Below are 15,694 nucleotides of genomic sequence, written 5' to 3' on the forward strand. Positions count from 1 at the left end.
GGGGTCACTTGTCGACGTCGCCGACGACGAAGAACATCGAGCCGAGGATGGCGATCATGTCGGCTACCAGGTTGCCGGGCAGCAGCTCGGCGAGGACCTGGACGTTGTTGTACGAGGCCGACCGCAGCTTCAGCCGCCACGGGGTCTTCTCGCCGCGCGACACCAGGTAGTAGCCGTTGATGCCGAGCGGGTTCTCCGTCCAGGCGTACGTGTGGCCCTCCGGGACCTTCAGCACCTTCGGCAGGCGCTGGTTGATCGGCCCCGGCGGCAGCCCGGCCAGGCGGTCCAGGCACGCGTCCGCCAGGTCGAGCGAGGCGTACACCTGGTCGAGCAGGCACTCGAACCGGGCCAGGCAGTCGCCCTCCGTCCGGGTCACCACGCGCGTGTCGAGCTCCCCGTAGGCGAGGTACGGCTCGTCGCGGCGCAGGTCGAAGTCGACGCCCGCCGCGCGCGCGATCGGCCCGGACACCCCGTACTGGAGGATCTGCTCGCGGGTGATGACGCCCACCCCGCGCGTGCGCGCGCGGAAGATCTCGTTGCCCATGATGAGGTCGGCGATCTGCGACATGCCGCCCCGGACGCCGGACACGGCCTCGCGGACGCGGCCCGTCCACCCGGCGGGCGGCTCCTCCTTCAGGCCGCCCACCCGGTTGAACATGTAGTGCATCCGCCCGCCGGAGATCTCCTCCATGACGCGCTGCAACGTCTCGCGCTCACGGAACGCGTAGAAGATCGGCGTGATCGCGCCCACCTCCAGCGGGTACGACCCGAGGAACATCAGGTGGTTGAGCACCCGGTTGAGCTCGGCGAGGAGCGTGCGCGTCCAGACCGCCCGCGCGGGCACCTCCATGCCGAGCATCCGTTCGGCCGCGAGCACGACCCCGAGCTCGCTGGAGAACGCCGACAGCCAGTCGTGCCGGTTGGCCAGCACGATGATCTGCCGGAAGTCGCGCACCTCGAACAGCTTCTCCGCGCCCCGGTGCATGTAGCCGATGATCGGCTCCGCCGCCGAGATCCGTTCGCCGTCGAGCGTCAGCCGCAGCCGGAGCACCCCGTGCGTGGAGGGATGCTGGGGCCCGATGTTGAGGGTCATGTCCTCGGTGGCGAGCTCCTTGGCGCCCGCCCCGATCCCGACGATCCGTTCGGTGGTCATGGTCGCGTCTCCGCCGCTCGGGTCACTCCTCCATAGTCCCATGGCGTGCGGCGCACGTTTTCCGGTTGACTAGAGGGCAATGAACGCAAGTCATGGCGAACCGCCATCAGGCCCCGTTTCCACCCCCGCCGCCGCCCCGGCCGCGTCGGCCGTCCCGAACTTCCCGGACGCTTCGGATGCGCCGGACGCGCCGCGCGAGGCCGGCGCCGCCGTCCCCGGACCTCCGCCGGACGCCGCCGCCGTGTCGCGGTCGGAGTACGCGGCCGGGTCGGCGTTCGCCGCGGGGGACGGGCTGGAGTGGACGCGGATCTCACCGCGGCACACGTGGCAGCGGGTGGCGATGGCCGCGGTGTGCGCGGTCCCGGCCGCGGCCGTGGGCGGCTTCCTGGTCTCGCGGAACGGCGGGCTGCCCGGCGCCCTGCTGTGGGTGGCCGCCGTCGTGGTCGCGGTCGTCCTCACGGGGATTATCGCGGAGCTGGCGCACCGTTCGGTCGGGTACGCCGAACGGGCGGACGACCTCATCGTCACCCACGGCGTCTTCGTACGGCGGCTCATCGTCGTCCCGTACGGGCGGATGCAGTTCGTGGACGTGACCGCGGGGCTGCTGGAGCGCTGGATGGGCATCGCGACCGTCCGCATGCACACCGCCGCGGCGGCGACGGACGCCACGATCCCCAGCGTCCCCGCCGCGGAGGCCGCGATGCTCCGCGACCGTCTCGCCCGCAAGGGCGAAGAGCGGAACATGGGCCTGTGAAGCCCCCGCACAGCACCGGCGACCCCGGAGTCCCGGGTGATCCCGGCGTCCCTGGCGACGGGTCCGAGAATGTGCCCGGCAACGGCGAGGAGCCCGTACGGGCGAGAACCGACGCTGAAGGCCAGACTTCCCTGGGACGCGCGCCGTACGGAGCGTATGGCCCGGAGTACGCACCGCCCGGCCGTCCGGAGTACGGAATCGCAGGCCCTCCTCCGGGAGCCGACGGCGCGAAGCCCGTTTACCTGCCCCCTGGCTCCCCGGACAACAGCCAAACGCCCGGACCGGCTGAAGGACCGGCGGCTCCCATGACCGCGCAACCCGGTCACCCGCCGCCCGGTTACGTGCAGCCCGGATATCCGCCGCGCGGCTACGTACAGCCTGGGCACGCGCAGCCCGGATACGCGCAGCCCGGTTACGGGCAGACGGGTTATCTGTCGCCCGGCTCTGCACCGCAAAGTCCCCCACCCCCTCCCCCTCCCGGCTACGCACCTCCCAGGCACGCGCCTCCCGGATATGCGGGCCCCGGATATGCAGGTGCTGCACACGCGCCTCCCGGATATGCGAGGCGCGGGTACGGATATCAGGTGGCGGCGCCGCCGTTGCCGTTCTCTGAGGGGACGCATCGGCTGCATTGGGCCACGGCGCCGTTGCGGGCGTTCGTGTTCCTCATCGTGTACTTCGTGCTGCTGGGCTTTCCGCTGCTGCTGACGCAGACGCCTTCCGGGGTGGCGTTCGAGCTGAGTCCAGAAGTGGTCGTACGGTTCGTGGCCGTGACCGTGCCGATGGGGGTGATCGCGTCCGGTTCGGGGTTGTGGGCGTGGCTGGCGTTGCGGTTCCGGGTGGACGGCAGCGATCTGGTGGTGGAGACCGGCGTTCTGCGTAAGCGGAGGCGGAGAATCCCGTTGTCGCGCGTGCAGGCCATTGATGTCGTACGGCCGCTGGTAACGCGGGTGTTCTCGCTGGCGGAGGTACGGGTCGAGCTGGCGGGCGGCGAGCAGAGCGAGATCGCGCTGCGTTACCTGGGACGGGACACCGCGCAGCGTTTGCGTGCGGAACTTCTGGCGCGCGCCGCCGGACTCCCCGGGCATACACCCGAAGCACCGGAACGGCCCTTGTGGCGCGTGCCGTTCGGAGCGCTTCTCGGATCTCTGGTCTTGCGGCTGCCCGTCATCGGCACGGCGATCCTGTTTTTCGTCTCGCTGGTCCTGATGCTGCTGTGGGCCGAGGCGGGAATGCTCGCGGTGGCCGTTCCGGCGCTGCTGGGCCTGATCCGTGCGGTCGCGGCACCGCTGGTGATGTACGCCAACTTCCGCGCCGCGATGTCTCCGGACGGCGTACGGCTCCGGTACGGCCTGCTGGAGACGCGCATGCAGACGCTGCCTCCCGGACGCGTGCAGGCCGTGAGCGTGGTGGAGCCCGCGATCTGGCGCGGATTCGGGTGGGCGCGCGTTGATGTGACGATCGCCGGTTACGCGGGCGAACGGCAGGCGCTGTCGTCCACGCTGCTGCCGGTCGCGCCGAGGGCGGTCGCGATGGCGATGGTGGCGCAGGTGTTCCCCGGCGCGGACGTGGACGCGGTTCCGCTGCTGCCCGCCTCGGACAAGGCGGTCGCGCTCGATCGCCCGGACGCGGCCGGGACGGACGACAAGGTCTTCGTGACGCGGCACGGATGGCTGTGCCGCCGGACGGACGTCATCGCGCACGCGCGGGCGCAGAGCGTGCGGCTCACCGTGAATCCCGTCCAGCGCCTCCTCGGGCTCGCGACCGTGCACGTGGACGCGCCGCCCGGACCGGTCCAGGTCGCCGCCGCCGACCGCGACCTGGGCGAGGCGCGCGCGATCGTGGACTCGGCGGCCTTCCGCGCGCAGGCGGCCCGCAGGTCCGGCGGCGACCCCGCCCGCTGGGCGACCCGCCGTTAAGACCGTCCGCCGCTAAGCCTGCTCGCCGTTAGGCCCCGTCCGCCGTTAGCGCCGTCCGTCGCGTAGAGCCGTTCGCCACTGGAGACGGGCCGTTCCAGGGCCGTTCGCCGCTGGAACGGCCCGTCTCCAGGGCCGTTCGCCGCTGGAACGGGCCGTCGGTGGAACCGCGCGGTGCGGGAGGGGGTGCGGGCTTATCGTCTGGGCATGAGCGATGTGGCTTATGACCCGTGGTCGCCTGATTTCGTTGCCGATCCGTACCCGGCGTTCGAGCGGCTCCGGGCGGAACGGCCGGTCTACTTCGACGAGCCGACCGGGCAGTGGGTGGTCAGCCGCCACGCGGACGTGGACGCGCTGCTGCGCGACCGGCGGCTCGGGCGGACGTACCTGCACGTCGCGGGGCACGAGAAGTTCGGACGGGAGCCGGAGCCGGAGTTCCTGCGGCCGTTCTGGGACCTCAACCGCGCCGGGATGCTCGAACTCGAACCGCCCACGCACACGCGGCTGCGCAGGCTCGTGGCCAAGGCGTTCACCGCGCGGATGGTCGAGGGGCTGCGGCCGATGGTCCGCGCGCTGGCCGAGGACCTCGCCGGGGCGCTGGCGGCGAAGGGCGGCGGCGACCTGATCGCCGAGGTCGCCGAGCCGCTGCCGGTCACCGTGATCGCCGAGATGCTGGGCGTCCCCGCCGAGGACCGGCCGCTGCTGCGCCCGTGGTCCGCCGGGATCTGCGGCATGTTCGAGCTGAACCCGTCGATGGAGGCGCAGCGTACGGCCGTGCGCGCCGCCACGGAGTTCTCCGACTACCTGCGCGCCCTCGCGCGGGCGCGCGCGGCGGAACCCCGCGACGACCTCATCAGCGCCCTGGCCCAGGTCGTGGACGAGGGAGACCGCCTTACCGAGGACGAGCTGATCGGCACCTGCGTGCTGCTCCTCAACGCGGGCCACGAGGCGACGGTGAACGCGACGGGCAACGGCTGGTGGGCCCTGTTCCGCAACCCCGGCGAGCTGGAACGGCTCCGCGCGGACCACGCGCTGGTGCCGACCGCCGTCGAGGAGCTGCTGCGGTACGACACGCCGTCGCCGATGTTCGAGCGGTGGATCCTGGAGGACGTCTCCGTCTCCGGCGTGGACATCCCGCGCGGCGCGGAGGTCGCGTTGCAGTTCGCGTCGGCCAACCGCGACGCGTCGGTCTTCGCCGAGCCGGACCGCCTCGACCTCGGCCGCGACCCGAACCCGCACATCTCGTTCGGCCTCGGCATCCACTTCTGCCTCGGCGCGCCGCTCGCGCGCGTCGAACTGGCCGAGTCGTACGGCGCGCTCCTGCGCCTCGCGCCCGCGCTCCGACTCGCCGAGGAGCCGGCGTGGAAGCCCGGCTTCGTCCTGCGCGGCCTGGAGGCGCTGCACGTGGAGTGCTGACCCCTGGGCGTCTGCGCGGGCGCGCGTGGACGCGGGGACGCGTCAGGACAGGACGGCCGGAACGGGGATCGCGACCGTCTGGACCAGCCAGCCGAAGCCGCCCAGGCCCGTCGGGTCGGTTAGCTCGGCGTCCTCTCCGGCGGCGCAGAGCGCGGCCAGGTAGCCGCGCGGGTCGTGGTGCGCGGCCTCGACGGCCGGGCGCGCGCCGGACAGGCCGAGGCCCCGCAGCGCCGCGCGCTGCGTGGTCAGCAGCGTGGCGGTCGCGCCGGCGTCGCGTCCCGCGGCGGTGCAGGCGTCCAGGGCGACGTGCGCGGTCACGTCGCACGACCCGTCCGGGACGGCGGGCACGGTCGAGCCGTCCCGGTATCCCGCCAGGGTCCCGTAGACGGGACGGGCCGTCCGCGCGTGCGAGTAGTCGATCGCGACCGCCATCCCGCGAACGAGCCGTCCGACCACCGCGGCCCAGGCGGCGCAGCGCGGACGGCCGATCTCGGCGCGTTCGCCCGGCTCGCGCAGCGGCCACCACCGCTCCAGCCAGTCCCGGTCCTCGGGGGACGGCGCGGGGCCGGGCCGTTCGGCGCCCGACGCCGGGTCCACCAGGACCGTGCGGGGGCCGTCGGGCGTCTGCTCCACGACGTCCAGCGGAACGTTGTCGAGCCACTCGTTCGCGATGACCAGGCCCGTGATGCCGTCGGGCAGGTCCTCGCGCCACTCGACGCGTTCGGGGACGTCGGGCGGGCGGGGCGCGATCTCCACGGCGACGGGCGCGAGCCGCGCGGCGAGCGGGGCGTCGGCGGTCGCGAGGATGTTGGCGAGCAGCCGTCCGGACCCGGCGCCCACGTCGACCAGGTCGATCCGCGCCGGATGCCCCAGCGCCTCGTCCACCTCGGCCAGCAGCCGGGCCAGCGCGGACGCGAAACGCGGCGAGGCGTGCACCGACGTACGGAAATGCTCGGCGGGGCGCTCTCCTCGCCGGTAGAAACCGTCCGCACCGTACAACGCCCGGTCCATCGCGGTCCGCCACGTCATCCACGCCGCCACGACTGCGACGTTATCGCGCGCGCCGGTTGATCGCCCCCGCCCGCCGCCCCGCGGGCGGCCCCGTCCGGGTCGCGGGCCGGTCATGGGAGCGGCCGGGAAACCGCCCCTCCTTGGGGCGTACGGAGCGTCAGACCTTTGGGTGATCCGGGGCTGACCTGCGGGAACTTACGCTGGGAGCATGGTCGGCAGAATCTGGGACTGGTGGCGGACGAAGACGCCGCTGGTCGACGCCGCTTTCGCCTTCCCGCTCCTGCTGCTCTCGCTGCTCGGCGCCACCGGCGGCGCGTACGCCTTGGGAGAGCTCAAGGTGCTCGTGCTGACCACCGTGCTGATCTTCCCGCTCGTGTTCCGGCGGACGCTGCCGCGCACGACGTTCGCCGTGATCTCCCTGATCTCGTTCGCGCAGTGGGTGGTCGGCATCCATCCGATCCCGCCGAACGCCTCGTTCCTCATGGTGCTCTACACCGTGGCGGCGGGCCGCTCGTTCCGGTGGGGCCTGGCCGCGATGCTCGTCGGCCAGCTCGGCTCGCTGCTGGTCCTGGCGCGGTGGTCCATCACCGCCGAGGACGCGCAGAGCACCGGGATCACGCTGGTCGTCCTCGTCGCGGGCACGTGGATCCTCGGGCTGCACATGCGCACCCGCCGCGCCTACATGCGGTCGCTGGAGGAACGTGCCGCGCGCCTCGAACGCGAGCGCGACACCGAGGTCCAGGTGGCCATGGCCGCCGAACGGGCCCGCATCGCCCGCGAGCTGCACGACGTCGTGGCGCACAACGTGAGCGTGATCGTCGTCCAGGCGGACGGCGCGTCGTACGCCATCGAGACCGACGTCGGGCGCGCCAAGCAGGCGCTGGAGACGATCTCCTCGACCGGGCGGCAGGCGCTGGCGGAGATGCGGCGGCTGCTCGGCGTGCTGCGCGAGGGCGACGGGGCCGGGCCGTTCGCCCCGCAGCCGGGCGTGAGCCAGTTGAACGAGCTGGTGGAGCAGGTCCGCGCGTCCGGGCTGCCGGTGGTGTTCGCGGTCGAGGGCGTACCGGAGGAGATGTCGGAGGGGAGGCAGCTCACCGTCTTCCGCATCGTCCAGGAGGCGCTGACCAATACCCTCAAGCACGCGGGCCCGCGCGCTGAGGCGCGGGTCGCGCTGCACTACCTCGGCGACGCGGTCGAGATCCGGGTCGTGGACGACGGCCGGGGCGCCTCGGCGGCCGACGACGGCCGCGGGCACGGCCTGGCGGGCATGCGCGAGCGCGCCGCCGTCTACGGCGGCACGGTGGCGGCCGGGCCCCGCGCGGGCGGCGGGTACGAGGTGGTCGCGCGGGTCCCGGTACGCGAGGAGGTACGCACGTGAACGGCAGGCAGGGCGCGGACGGCGGGCAGGGCGCGGGCCCCGGCGGTCTGGACGGGCTGGACGGTCTGGACGGCGATCCGGCCGGGCAGCGCCCGATCCGGGTGATGCTGGTGGACGACCAGGAGCTCGTCCGGGCGGGCTTCACGATGGTGCTCGACGCGCAGCCCGACATCGAGGTGGTGGGCGAGGCGGGCGACGGCGCGCAGGCGCTGGAGCTGCTGCGCGGCACGGCCGCCGACGTGGTCCTGATGGACGTGCGGATGCCGCGCATGGACGGGATCGAGGCGACCCGCCGGATCGTCGCCGGCCAGGCAGGAGGCGCGGGCGCGGCGGGCGCCGCCGGTGCCGCCGCCGCGGGCGCCGCCGGGGGAGCCGGACGGTCCGCCGCCGCGGCGCCGGGCTCGGACGGCCCCAAGGTGATCATCCTGACCACGTTCGACCTGGACGAGTACGCGTTCGCGGCGATCAAGGCGGGGGCGGGCGGCTTCCTGCTCAAGGACGCGGGGCCGGCGCAGCTCATCGAGGCGATCCGGGCGGTGCACTCCGGCGACGCGGTCGTGGCGCCGAGCACCACCAAGCGGCTGCTGGACCGGTTCGCGCTGCACCTGCCCGACGCCGAGCGGCAGGCGAGCGGCGCGCTGGACTCGCTGACCGACCGCGAGGGCGAGGTGCTGCGGCTCGTCGCGCGCGGCATGTCCAACGCGGAGGTCGCCGGGCGGCTGTACGTCTCGGAGGCGACGGTCAAGACGCACATGGGCCGGATCCTGATGAAGCTGGGCCTGCGCGACCGGGTGCAGGCCGTCGTCTTCGCGTACGAGACGGGTCTGGTCAGGAGCGGGCAAAACGACCACCTACCGTAACGGTGCGATTACCTTGCGATGACTTTTCTCCCTCGACCTTGGGGTCCGGTTTCCCTTACCGGTGGGTATCTGGATAACTACCGTACGTGATCACGCCCTCGCGGCGGATCAGCACCTGCTCAACTCGGGGCCCCTCGGGCCCACGTACGGGAGGATTCACGTGCTCAAGAAGCTCGCAGTCACCGGCATCCTCGGCTTCGCCGTCACCGGCTCCGTCCTGGCCGCCGCGCCGGCCAACGCCGACATCCACACCGACGGCAGCGGCGGGGTGATCTCCGGCAACCAGATCTTCGCCCCCATCAGCGTCCCGGTCGACGTCTGCGGCAACGCCATCGCGGTCATCGGCACCGCGGGCGCCGGCTGCCACGGCGGCGCCTCCGTCAAGCAGGCCCCGGCCGGCCACCACCACCGCTGACCGGCCGCCGGCGCGCGACCGCGCGCGCCTGACCCCTTCACGAGAGCGCCGGACCCCCGCAAATCGGGGGCCCGGCGCTCCCGCGTGGTCGCGGGTCGCCTTGGGGGTTGACGGCCGCGTACGCCAAAGGTCGTACGCGGGCGGGTGCGCCAGCCAGAGTGCTGATCCGCATCGTGGCCATGGGGCCGATGGCAGGGGGGCCGCGGATTCCTAGCGTTGGACGCGTCGATGGAGTCCGCGAAGGAGAAGCCGTGACCAGCACGTTCGCCAGTCCGCCCGGGGGCGCGCCGAGCCCCGCCGCCGCACCGCCGGCCGTCGTCGCCGACCGCGTGTCGAAGGTGTACGGCTCAGGGGACGCGGCCGTGCACGCGCTGCGCGGTGTGAGCGTCGGGTTCGCGCAGGGGGCGTTCACCGCCATCATGGGGCCGTCCGGGTCGGGGAAGTCCACGCTGATGCACTGCCTGGCCGGGCTCGACACCGTCAGCGAGGGCGCCGTCCGGCTGGGCGACGCGGAGATCACCGGGATGAGCGACAAGCAGTTGACGCTGCTGCGCCGCGACCGGGTGGGGTTCGTGTTCCAGGCGTTCAACCTGCTGCCGACGCTCACCGCCGAGCAGAACATCCTGCTGCCGCTGCAACTGTCGGGCCGCAAGGCCGACCGGGCGTGGTTCGACCAGGTCGTCGACGTCGTCGGGCTGCGGGACCGGCTCTCGCACCGGCCGAACGAGCTGTCGGGCGGGCAGCAGCAGCGGGTGGCGTGCGCGCGTGCGCTGGTCGCCCGCCCGCAGGTGATCTTCGCGGACGAGCCGACCGGCAACCTCGACTCGCGCGCGGGCGCCGAGGTGCTGGGGTTCCTGCGCGCCTCGGTGCGGGAGATGGGCCAGACGATCGTGATGGTCACCCACGACCCGGTCGCCGCGTCGTACGCCGACCGGGTGGTGTTCCTGCGCGACGGCGTGGTCGTCAACGAGCTCCTCCAGCCCACGCCCGACACCGTGCTCGACCGGCTCAAGAGCCTCGGGGGCTGAGCCGGATGCTGAGGACGACACTCGCGGGCCTGCGGGCCCACAAGCTGAGGCTGCTGCTCACCGCCGTCGCGATCACGCTGGGCGTGGGTTTCATCGCGGGCACGTTCGTGCTGACCGACTCGATGGACAGCGGCGTCCAGCAGACGTTCGCGCGGGGCGCCGACAAGGTCGACTACGCGGTGCGCCCGTCCGCCACCGCGTCCGAGGACATCCCCGCCGCGCTCGTCGGGCGCATCCGCTCGCTGCCCGGCGTGAAGGACGTGCACGGGCAGGTCAAGGGCGACGCGGCCCTCGTCGGCCGGGACGGCAAGACGGTCGGCGACATGCAGACCGTCGGGCTGTCGGTGCCGGACGGCCGGCTGCTGCGCTACGACCTCGACAAGGGACGGGTGCCGCGCGGGTCCGGCGAGGCCGTGCTCGACTCCCGTACGGCGGGCCGCCAGCACTTCTCGGTCGGCGACGCCGTGTCCGTGCTCGATTCCAAGGGGGCCGCGCACCGGTTCACCGTGGTCGGGCTGGTCGACTTCGGGATCGACCAGGACGCGAGCATGCGCGGCGCGGTCGGGTTCGACCCGGCCACCGCCGCGCTGATGACCGGTGAGAAGGGCGTCGAGGAGATCGACGTCATCGGCTCGGACCGGGCCGCGATCGCCGCGGCGGCCGGCCCGAAGTACGAGGTCTACACGGGCAAGCGGCTCGGCGAGACGCTCGCCAAGGCCGCCGGCGCCGACACCAAGATCATCCGGACCGGGCTGCTGATCTTCGGGCTGGTCGCGATGCTGGTGTCCGCGCTGGTCATCTACAACACGTTCACGATCCTGATCGCCCAGCGGATGCGGGAGATGGCGCTGCTGCGCTGCGTCGGCGCGACCCGCCGCCAGGTGTTCGGCGGCGTCGTCGCCGAGTCGGCGGTGGTCGGGCTCGTCGGGTCCGTGACCGGGCTGCTCGTCGGGCTCGGGCTCGGCGCCGGCGCGATGGCGCTGTTCAACGCGCTCGGAGCGAACATGCCGACTGCGGGCGTCGCGCTCACGCCCCGTACGGTCGTCGTCGGGCTCCTGGTCGGGATCGTCGTCACCGTCCTGTCGGCGCTGCTGCCCGCCCGCGCCGCGACCCGCGTCGCGCCGGTCGCCGCGCTGCGCAGCGACCTGGAGCCGGGCGGCGGGCGCTTCCGGCTCGGCTGGGTGCGCTCCGTGCTGACCGCCGTGTTCGCGGTCGGCGGCCTCGGCGCCGCGTTCCTCGGCGCGGTGGTGATGGAGAAGGGCGAGTCGTCGATGTTCATGGTGGCGGGCGCGGGCGGGCTGATGTTCCTCGCCGTCGTCACCGTCATGCCCGCCCTGGTCCGCCCGCTCGGCCGCGTCGCCGGGGCGATCCCGGCGCGGCTCGGCGGCGTGCCCGGACGGCTCGCGGTGGAGAACGCGCGCCGCTCGCCGCACCGGACGGCGACCACCACGATCGCGCTGACCATCGGCGTCGGGCTGATGAGCCTGTTCGCGGTGGTCGGGGCGAGCGCGAAGGTCAGCTCCGAACACCAGCTCCAGCAGCAGTTCCCGGTCGACTTCCAGGTCAACAACGAGCTCAACTCCGAGTCCAGGCCCATCCCGCGCGCCCTCGCCGAGGGGCTGGGCAAGCGGCCGGAGTTCGAACGCGTCATCGAGAAGAAGGAGAAGGAGACCGGGGTCGCCGCGCCCGGCGCCTCGCTCGGCGCGGAGGCGTCGCAGGCCACGGTCGGCATGGTCAGCGGCGACGCGCTCGGCACGGTGCTGAAGCCGGAGTTCACCAGCGGGTCGGCCGCCGCCCTGAAGCCGGGAACGGCCGTCGTCGGCGACCTGTTCGCGAAGGACCGCGGGCTCGCCACCGGCGCGACCGTGCAGGTGCGGACCCCGCGCGGCCCGGTCCCGGTGAAGATCGTCGGGATCTACGGCGGGGACCTGCCGCTGCCGGACGTGCTCGTGCCCGACACCGACTTCGCCCGCCACTTCGGCTCGCCGGGCCCGAACGCGATCTACGTCAAGGTCAAGGACGGCGTGTCCGCCGCGAGCGCCCGCACGGTCGTGCAGGACGCCGCGCGCCCGTACCCGACGGTCAAGGTCGCCTCGGCGGCCGAGATCAAGGAGGAGTTCACCGACGCCATCGACATGATGCTGATGATCTTCGGCGGGCTGCTCGGGCTGGCGATCATCATCGCGCTGTTCGGCATCGCCAACACCCTCACGCTCTCGGTCGTGGAACGGACCCGCGAGTCGGCGCTGCTGCGCGCGCTCGGCCTCACTAGGCGGCAGCTCCGCCGCATGCTGTCGGTCGAGGCCCTGGTCATGGCCGTGATCGGCGCGTTCACCGGGGTCGTGCTCGGCGTCGGGTTCGGCTGGGCGGCGACGGGTTCGATGGACGATGACGCCGTGTTCGCCGTCCCGTACCTCCAGATCGTCGGGTTCATCGCCCTGGCGGCCGTCGCCGGAGTCCTCGCCGCCGTCCTCCCGGCCCGCCGCGCGGCCAAGGCGTCCATCGTCGAGTCGCTGAGCGTCTAGGCGCCGCCGCGGCCCCGGCGAGGCGTCCGCCGGGGCCGCGGCCCGTGTCCGGACATGACTCCGCCCCACCGCTCGTACGGGAAGAGCGGTGGGGCGGAGGCGGTGCGGGGCCCCTCAGGGGGCCGTGCCCGGTGCTATCAGTCGTCGTTCCCGGCGATGGCGCCGGACTCGCTGTCGTTGCCGTGGTTGTGGACGCCGTTGCCGTTGCAGTCCGTGCCGCTCTGGCCGGCCAGGGAGACCGAGCCGCACGTCACGCCGTATCCGCCGACGATCTGAACGTTGACGTTGTTGCCGTTGGCCTGCCCGTTGTTGTTGCCGTTCGTGTTCGCCATGGCGGGGGTCGCCACGAACGCGGCACCTGCGAGGGTCGCGGCAACGGCACCGGTCTTGAGAGCGGTCTTGATCACGATCTGGCTCCATCTCGTCGGGGGCGGAGCGCCCTTGCTTCACCTTGCGTGACTGGCGTCACAACCCAGAGTTACCCTCGCCGGGAGATCGCTGGCAAGGCTTCACCGGCCGCGACGCTCGAACTGTGTCGGGGCCATCGAGGCGACAGTAACGATCGGTAGCCGAACCGTCACCGGAGTGTGATTGATCCGGTCGGACCCGCCGTACCGCGTAACGCTCACCCGGCCGCGGCCGAAAAGAACGCGCCGCATCGGCCGGGGCCGAAAGGAACGCGCCGCACCGGCCGGGGCCGCCGCTCCGCAGCGCCGGGGCGGGGACCGGCGCGGTTTCCGCGCGCGGGTACGCTGGGTCGCGCACGTCCGGTACCTAGCAAAGGACTGGAACGAACAGATGGATGCACACGTCCCGCCGTCCTCCGGCGCGCCCGGCGACGGGTCCGAGCCGAGGCCGGAAGACCGCCCGGCGCGGCTGGCGGTCGGCGTCGTCGGCGCCGGCCGGGTCGGCACCGCGCTCGGATCGGCGCTCGCCCAGGCGGGCCACCGCGTCGTGGCCGCCGCCGCCGTCTCCGACCGTTCCCGCGCGCGGGTGGCCGAACGGCTCCCGGACGCGGCCGTCGTCACCCCGCAGGAGGTCGTGGCGGGCTCCGACCTCGTGCTGCTGACCGTTCCCGACGACGCGCTGCCCGAGCTCGCGGCCGGGCTGGCGTTCACCGACGTCCCGGTGGCGGGCAAGCTCGTCCTGCACACGAGCGGACGGTTCGGGACCGACGTCCTGGAGCCCGTCGTCCGCGCCGGGGGGCTGCCGCTCGCGCTGCACCCGGTCATGACGTTCACCGGGCGTCCCGACGACGTCAACCGGCTCACCGGCATCTCGTTCGGCGTGACCTCGCCGGACGCGCTGCGGCCCGTCGCGGAGGCGCTGGTGCTGGAGATGGGCGGCGAGCCCGTCTGGATCGCCGAGGACCGGCGCCCGCTCTACCACGCGGCGCTCGCCGGGGGCGCCAACCACCTGGTCACGCTGGTCGTGGAGTCGATGGACCTGCTGGCCCGGGCGGGCGTGGCCGAGCCGGGCCGGATGCTCGGGCCGCTGCTCGGCGCGGCGCTCGACAACGCGCTGCGGCTCGGCGTCGACGGGCTCACCGGGCCGGTCGCGCGCGGCGACGCGGGCACGGTCGCCGACCACGTCGGCGAGCTGTCGCGGGTGTCGCCCGAGGGCCGCCGCGCGTACGTGGCGTTGGCCCGCCTCACCGCCGACCGCGCGCTCGGCGCAGGTCTGCTGAAGCCCGAGGACGCCGAACGGCTCCTCGAAGTGCTGGCCGATTGAGCGAGGAGGACTCCCAATGAGGGAACCGACGGCGGGCGCGCCGGTCGGGCGCCGCGGGCAGGTCCGGTGCGGCGCGCCGGTCCGGCGCGGCGGGCGGGACCTGGGGGCGGCGGCGTGACACCGGTGATCGCCAAGACGCGCGCGGAGCTGGCGGCGGTCCGTTCGACGGTCGGGGGGACGCTGGCGCTGGTGCCGACGATGGGCGCGCTGCACGAGGGGCACCGCTCGCTGATCCGCAAGGCGCGCGAGCTGGCCGACACGGTGGCCGTGAGCATCTTCGTCAACCCGTTGCAGTTCGGGGAGGGCGAGGACTTCGACCGTTACCCGAGGACGTTCGCCGGCGACATCGAGGCGTGCGCGGCCGAGGGCGTCGACCTGGTGTTCGCGCCGACCAGCGAGGTCATGTACCCGAGCGAGCCGCAGGTCACGGTCGCGGCGGGCCCGATGGGCTCGGTGATCGAGGGCGCGGCCCGGCCCGGCCACTTCGACGGGATGCTCACCGTCGTGCTGAAGCTGTTCAACCTTGTCCGCCCGGACGTCGCGGTCTTCGGCGAGAAGGACGCGCAGCAGCTCGCCCTGGTCACCCGGATGGTCGCCGACCTCGACCTGCCGGTACGGGTCGTCGGCGGCCCGACGGTCCGCGAGCTGGACGGGCTCGCGCTGTCCAGCCGCAACCGCTACCTGTCCGCCGCCGACCGGCGCACGGCCGCCGCGCTCTCCGAGGCCCTCCAGGCCGGGGCGGGCGCGCTCGCGGACGGGCCGGGCGCGGTGCTGCGGACGGCCCGCGCCGTGCTGGACAAGGCGGCCGGGGCCGAGCCGCCGCTGGAGCTCGACTACCTCGTCCTGGTCGATCCGGCCACGTTCACCGAGGTCGGCGAGGACCACGCCGGTCCCGCCGTGCTCGCCGTCGCCGGCCGGGTCGGCGCCACCCACCTGATCGACAACCTCCCCCTGAAGTTCGGCAGCCCCAAGGAGTCGTGATGTTCCGGACGATGTTCAAGTCGAAGATCCACCGCGCCACGGTGACCCAGGCCGACCTGCACTACGTCGGGTCGCTGACCATCGACCAGGACCTGATGGACGCCGCCGACCTGCTGCCGGGCGAGCAGGTGCACGTCGTCGACATCGACAACGGCGCCCGCCTGGAGACGTACCTGATCGCGGGGGAGCGCGGCTCCGGGGTGATCGGCATCAACGGCGCCGCGGCCCGCCTCGTGCAGCCCGGCGACCTGGTGATCATCATCAGCTACGCGCAGCTCAGCGACGCCGAGGCGCGCGAGTTCCAGCCCCGGGTGGTGCACGTCGACCGGTCCAACAAGATCATCTCGCTGGGCTCGGACCCCGCCGAGCCGGTGCCGGGCGGCGGCGAGGTCCGCGGTGATCTGATCCGCGGCTGAGCCCCTCGCCCCGTTCCGAACGGCCGTGCGTCCGCCCTGCTCAGGGGCGCGCACGGCCGTTGTGCGTGGGTATGCCGGGGGTCGGTCGATCGCCGCGGGCGGGGATAATG

General features: G+C 73.4%; 14 protein-coding genes. 11 read left to right on the forward strand and 3 right to left on the reverse strand.

Going from position 1 to position 15,694, the window contains the following annotated elements; all coding sequences use genetic code 11:
* Positions 1–4: 4 nt before the first annotated feature.
* Entirely contained in the window at positions 5–1,153 is a 1,149-nt protein-coding gene (locus tag GEV43_RS17775; RefSeq protein ID WP_160821667.1) for an NADH-quinone oxidoreductase subunit D, read from the reverse strand.
* A gap of 79 nt (positions 1,154–1,232) precedes the next feature.
* Here GEV43_RS17775 and GEV43_RS17780 point away from each other — a divergent pair, with 79 nt between their 5' ends.
* From GEV43_RS17780 to GEV43_RS17790, 3 genes are all read left to right on the forward strand, one after another.
* Positions 1,233–1,907, forward strand: coding sequence for a PH domain-containing protein (locus GEV43_RS17780; protein WP_160821668.1), 675 nt, complete (start codon positions 1,233–1,235; stop codon positions 1,905–1,907).
* Between the two features lie 599 nt (positions 1,908–2,506).
* Positions 2,507–3,826, forward strand: coding sequence for a PH domain-containing protein (locus tag GEV43_RS17785; protein WP_241682944.1), 1,320 nt, complete (start codon positions 2,507–2,509; stop codon positions 3,824–3,826).
* A 204-nt stretch (positions 3,827–4,030) separates the two neighbouring features.
* Positions 4,031–5,239 (forward strand): cytochrome P450, encoded by a 1,209-nt coding sequence (locus tag GEV43_RS17790; RefSeq protein WP_160821670.1) that lies wholly within the window; start codon positions 4,031–4,033, stop codon positions 5,237–5,239.
* 42 nt (positions 5,240–5,281) lie between these two features.
* On the opposite strand, the gene GEV43_RS17795 is transcribed toward GEV43_RS17790, so the two are convergent.
* Entirely contained in the window at positions 5,282–6,280 is a 999-nt protein-coding gene (locus tag GEV43_RS17795; protein ID WP_309239686.1) for an SAM-dependent methyltransferase, read from the reverse strand.
* Between the two features lie 178 nt (positions 6,281–6,458).
* Between GEV43_RS17795 and GEV43_RS17800 the strand changes: the two genes are divergently transcribed.
* The 5 genes from GEV43_RS17800 (at position 6,459) to GEV43_RS17820 (ending at position 12,456) form a co-directional block, all read left to right on the forward strand.
* A complete protein-coding gene (locus GEV43_RS17800) occupies positions 6,459–7,628 on the forward strand; it encodes a sensor histidine kinase (RefSeq protein WP_160821671.1) in 1,170 nt (389 codons plus the stop codon).
* A 104-nt stretch (positions 7,629–7,732) separates the two neighbouring features.
* Positions 7,733–8,488: a response regulator transcription factor gene (locus GEV43_RS17805; protein ID WP_160824589.1), complete on the forward strand. Its 756-nt coding sequence runs from the start codon at positions 7,733–7,735 to the stop codon at positions 8,486–8,488.
* Between the two features lie 160 nt (positions 8,489–8,648).
* A complete protein-coding gene (locus GEV43_RS17810; protein ID WP_160821672.1) occupies positions 8,649–8,903 on the forward strand; it encodes a chaplin family protein in 255 nt (84 codons plus the stop codon).
* Positions 8,904–9,154: 251 nt separating this feature from the next.
* Positions 9,155–9,931 (forward strand): ABC transporter ATP-binding protein, encoded by a 777-nt coding sequence (locus GEV43_RS17815; protein ID WP_309239687.1) that lies wholly within the window; start codon positions 9,155–9,157, stop codon positions 9,929–9,931.
* A gap of 5 nt (positions 9,932–9,936) precedes the next feature.
* Positions 9,937–12,456: an ABC transporter permease gene (locus GEV43_RS17820; RefSeq protein ID WP_160821674.1), complete on the forward strand. Its 2,520-nt coding sequence runs from the start codon at positions 9,937–9,939 to the stop codon at positions 12,454–12,456.
* 137 nt (positions 12,457–12,593) lie between these two features.
* Here GEV43_RS17820 and GEV43_RS17825 read toward each other — a convergent pair whose 3' ends face one another.
* A complete protein-coding gene (locus GEV43_RS17825; RefSeq protein WP_160821675.1) occupies positions 12,594–12,863 on the reverse strand; it encodes a hypothetical protein in 270 nt (89 codons plus the stop codon).
* A 391-nt stretch (positions 12,864–13,254) separates the two neighbouring features.
* Between GEV43_RS17825 and GEV43_RS17830 the strand changes: the two genes are divergently transcribed.
* The 3 genes from GEV43_RS17830 to panD all read left to right on the forward strand — a co-directional run bounded on the left by GEV43_RS17830 (position 13,255) and on the right by panD (position 15,584).
* Positions 13,255–14,187 carry a Rossmann-like and DUF2520 domain-containing protein gene (locus GEV43_RS17830; protein WP_160821676.1) on the forward strand — a complete coding sequence of 311 codons (933 nt, stop codon included), beginning with the start codon at positions 13,255–13,257 and terminating at the stop codon, positions 14,185–14,187.
* A 114-nt stretch (positions 14,188–14,301) separates the two neighbouring features.
* Positions 14,302–15,168, forward strand: a complete 867-nt coding sequence (gene panC, locus GEV43_RS17835) for a pantoate--beta-alanine ligase (RefSeq protein WP_160821677.1) — start codon at positions 14,302–14,304, stop codon at positions 15,166–15,168.
* On the forward strand, positions 15,168–15,584 hold the full coding sequence (panD, locus tag GEV43_RS17840) for an aspartate 1-decarboxylase (RefSeq protein ID WP_160821678.1): 417 nt from the start codon (positions 15,168–15,170) through the stop codon (positions 15,582–15,584). The genes panC and panD overlap by 1 nt, the downstream gene beginning before the upstream one ends.
* The last annotated feature ends 110 nt before the right edge of the window (positions 15,585–15,694 follow it).

Source organism: Actinomadura sp. J1-007, assembly GCF_009793335.1.
In the GTDB taxonomy this organism is placed as follows: Bacteria; Actinomycetota; Actinomycetes; order Streptosporangiales; family Streptosporangiaceae; genus Spirillospora; species Spirillospora yumaensis.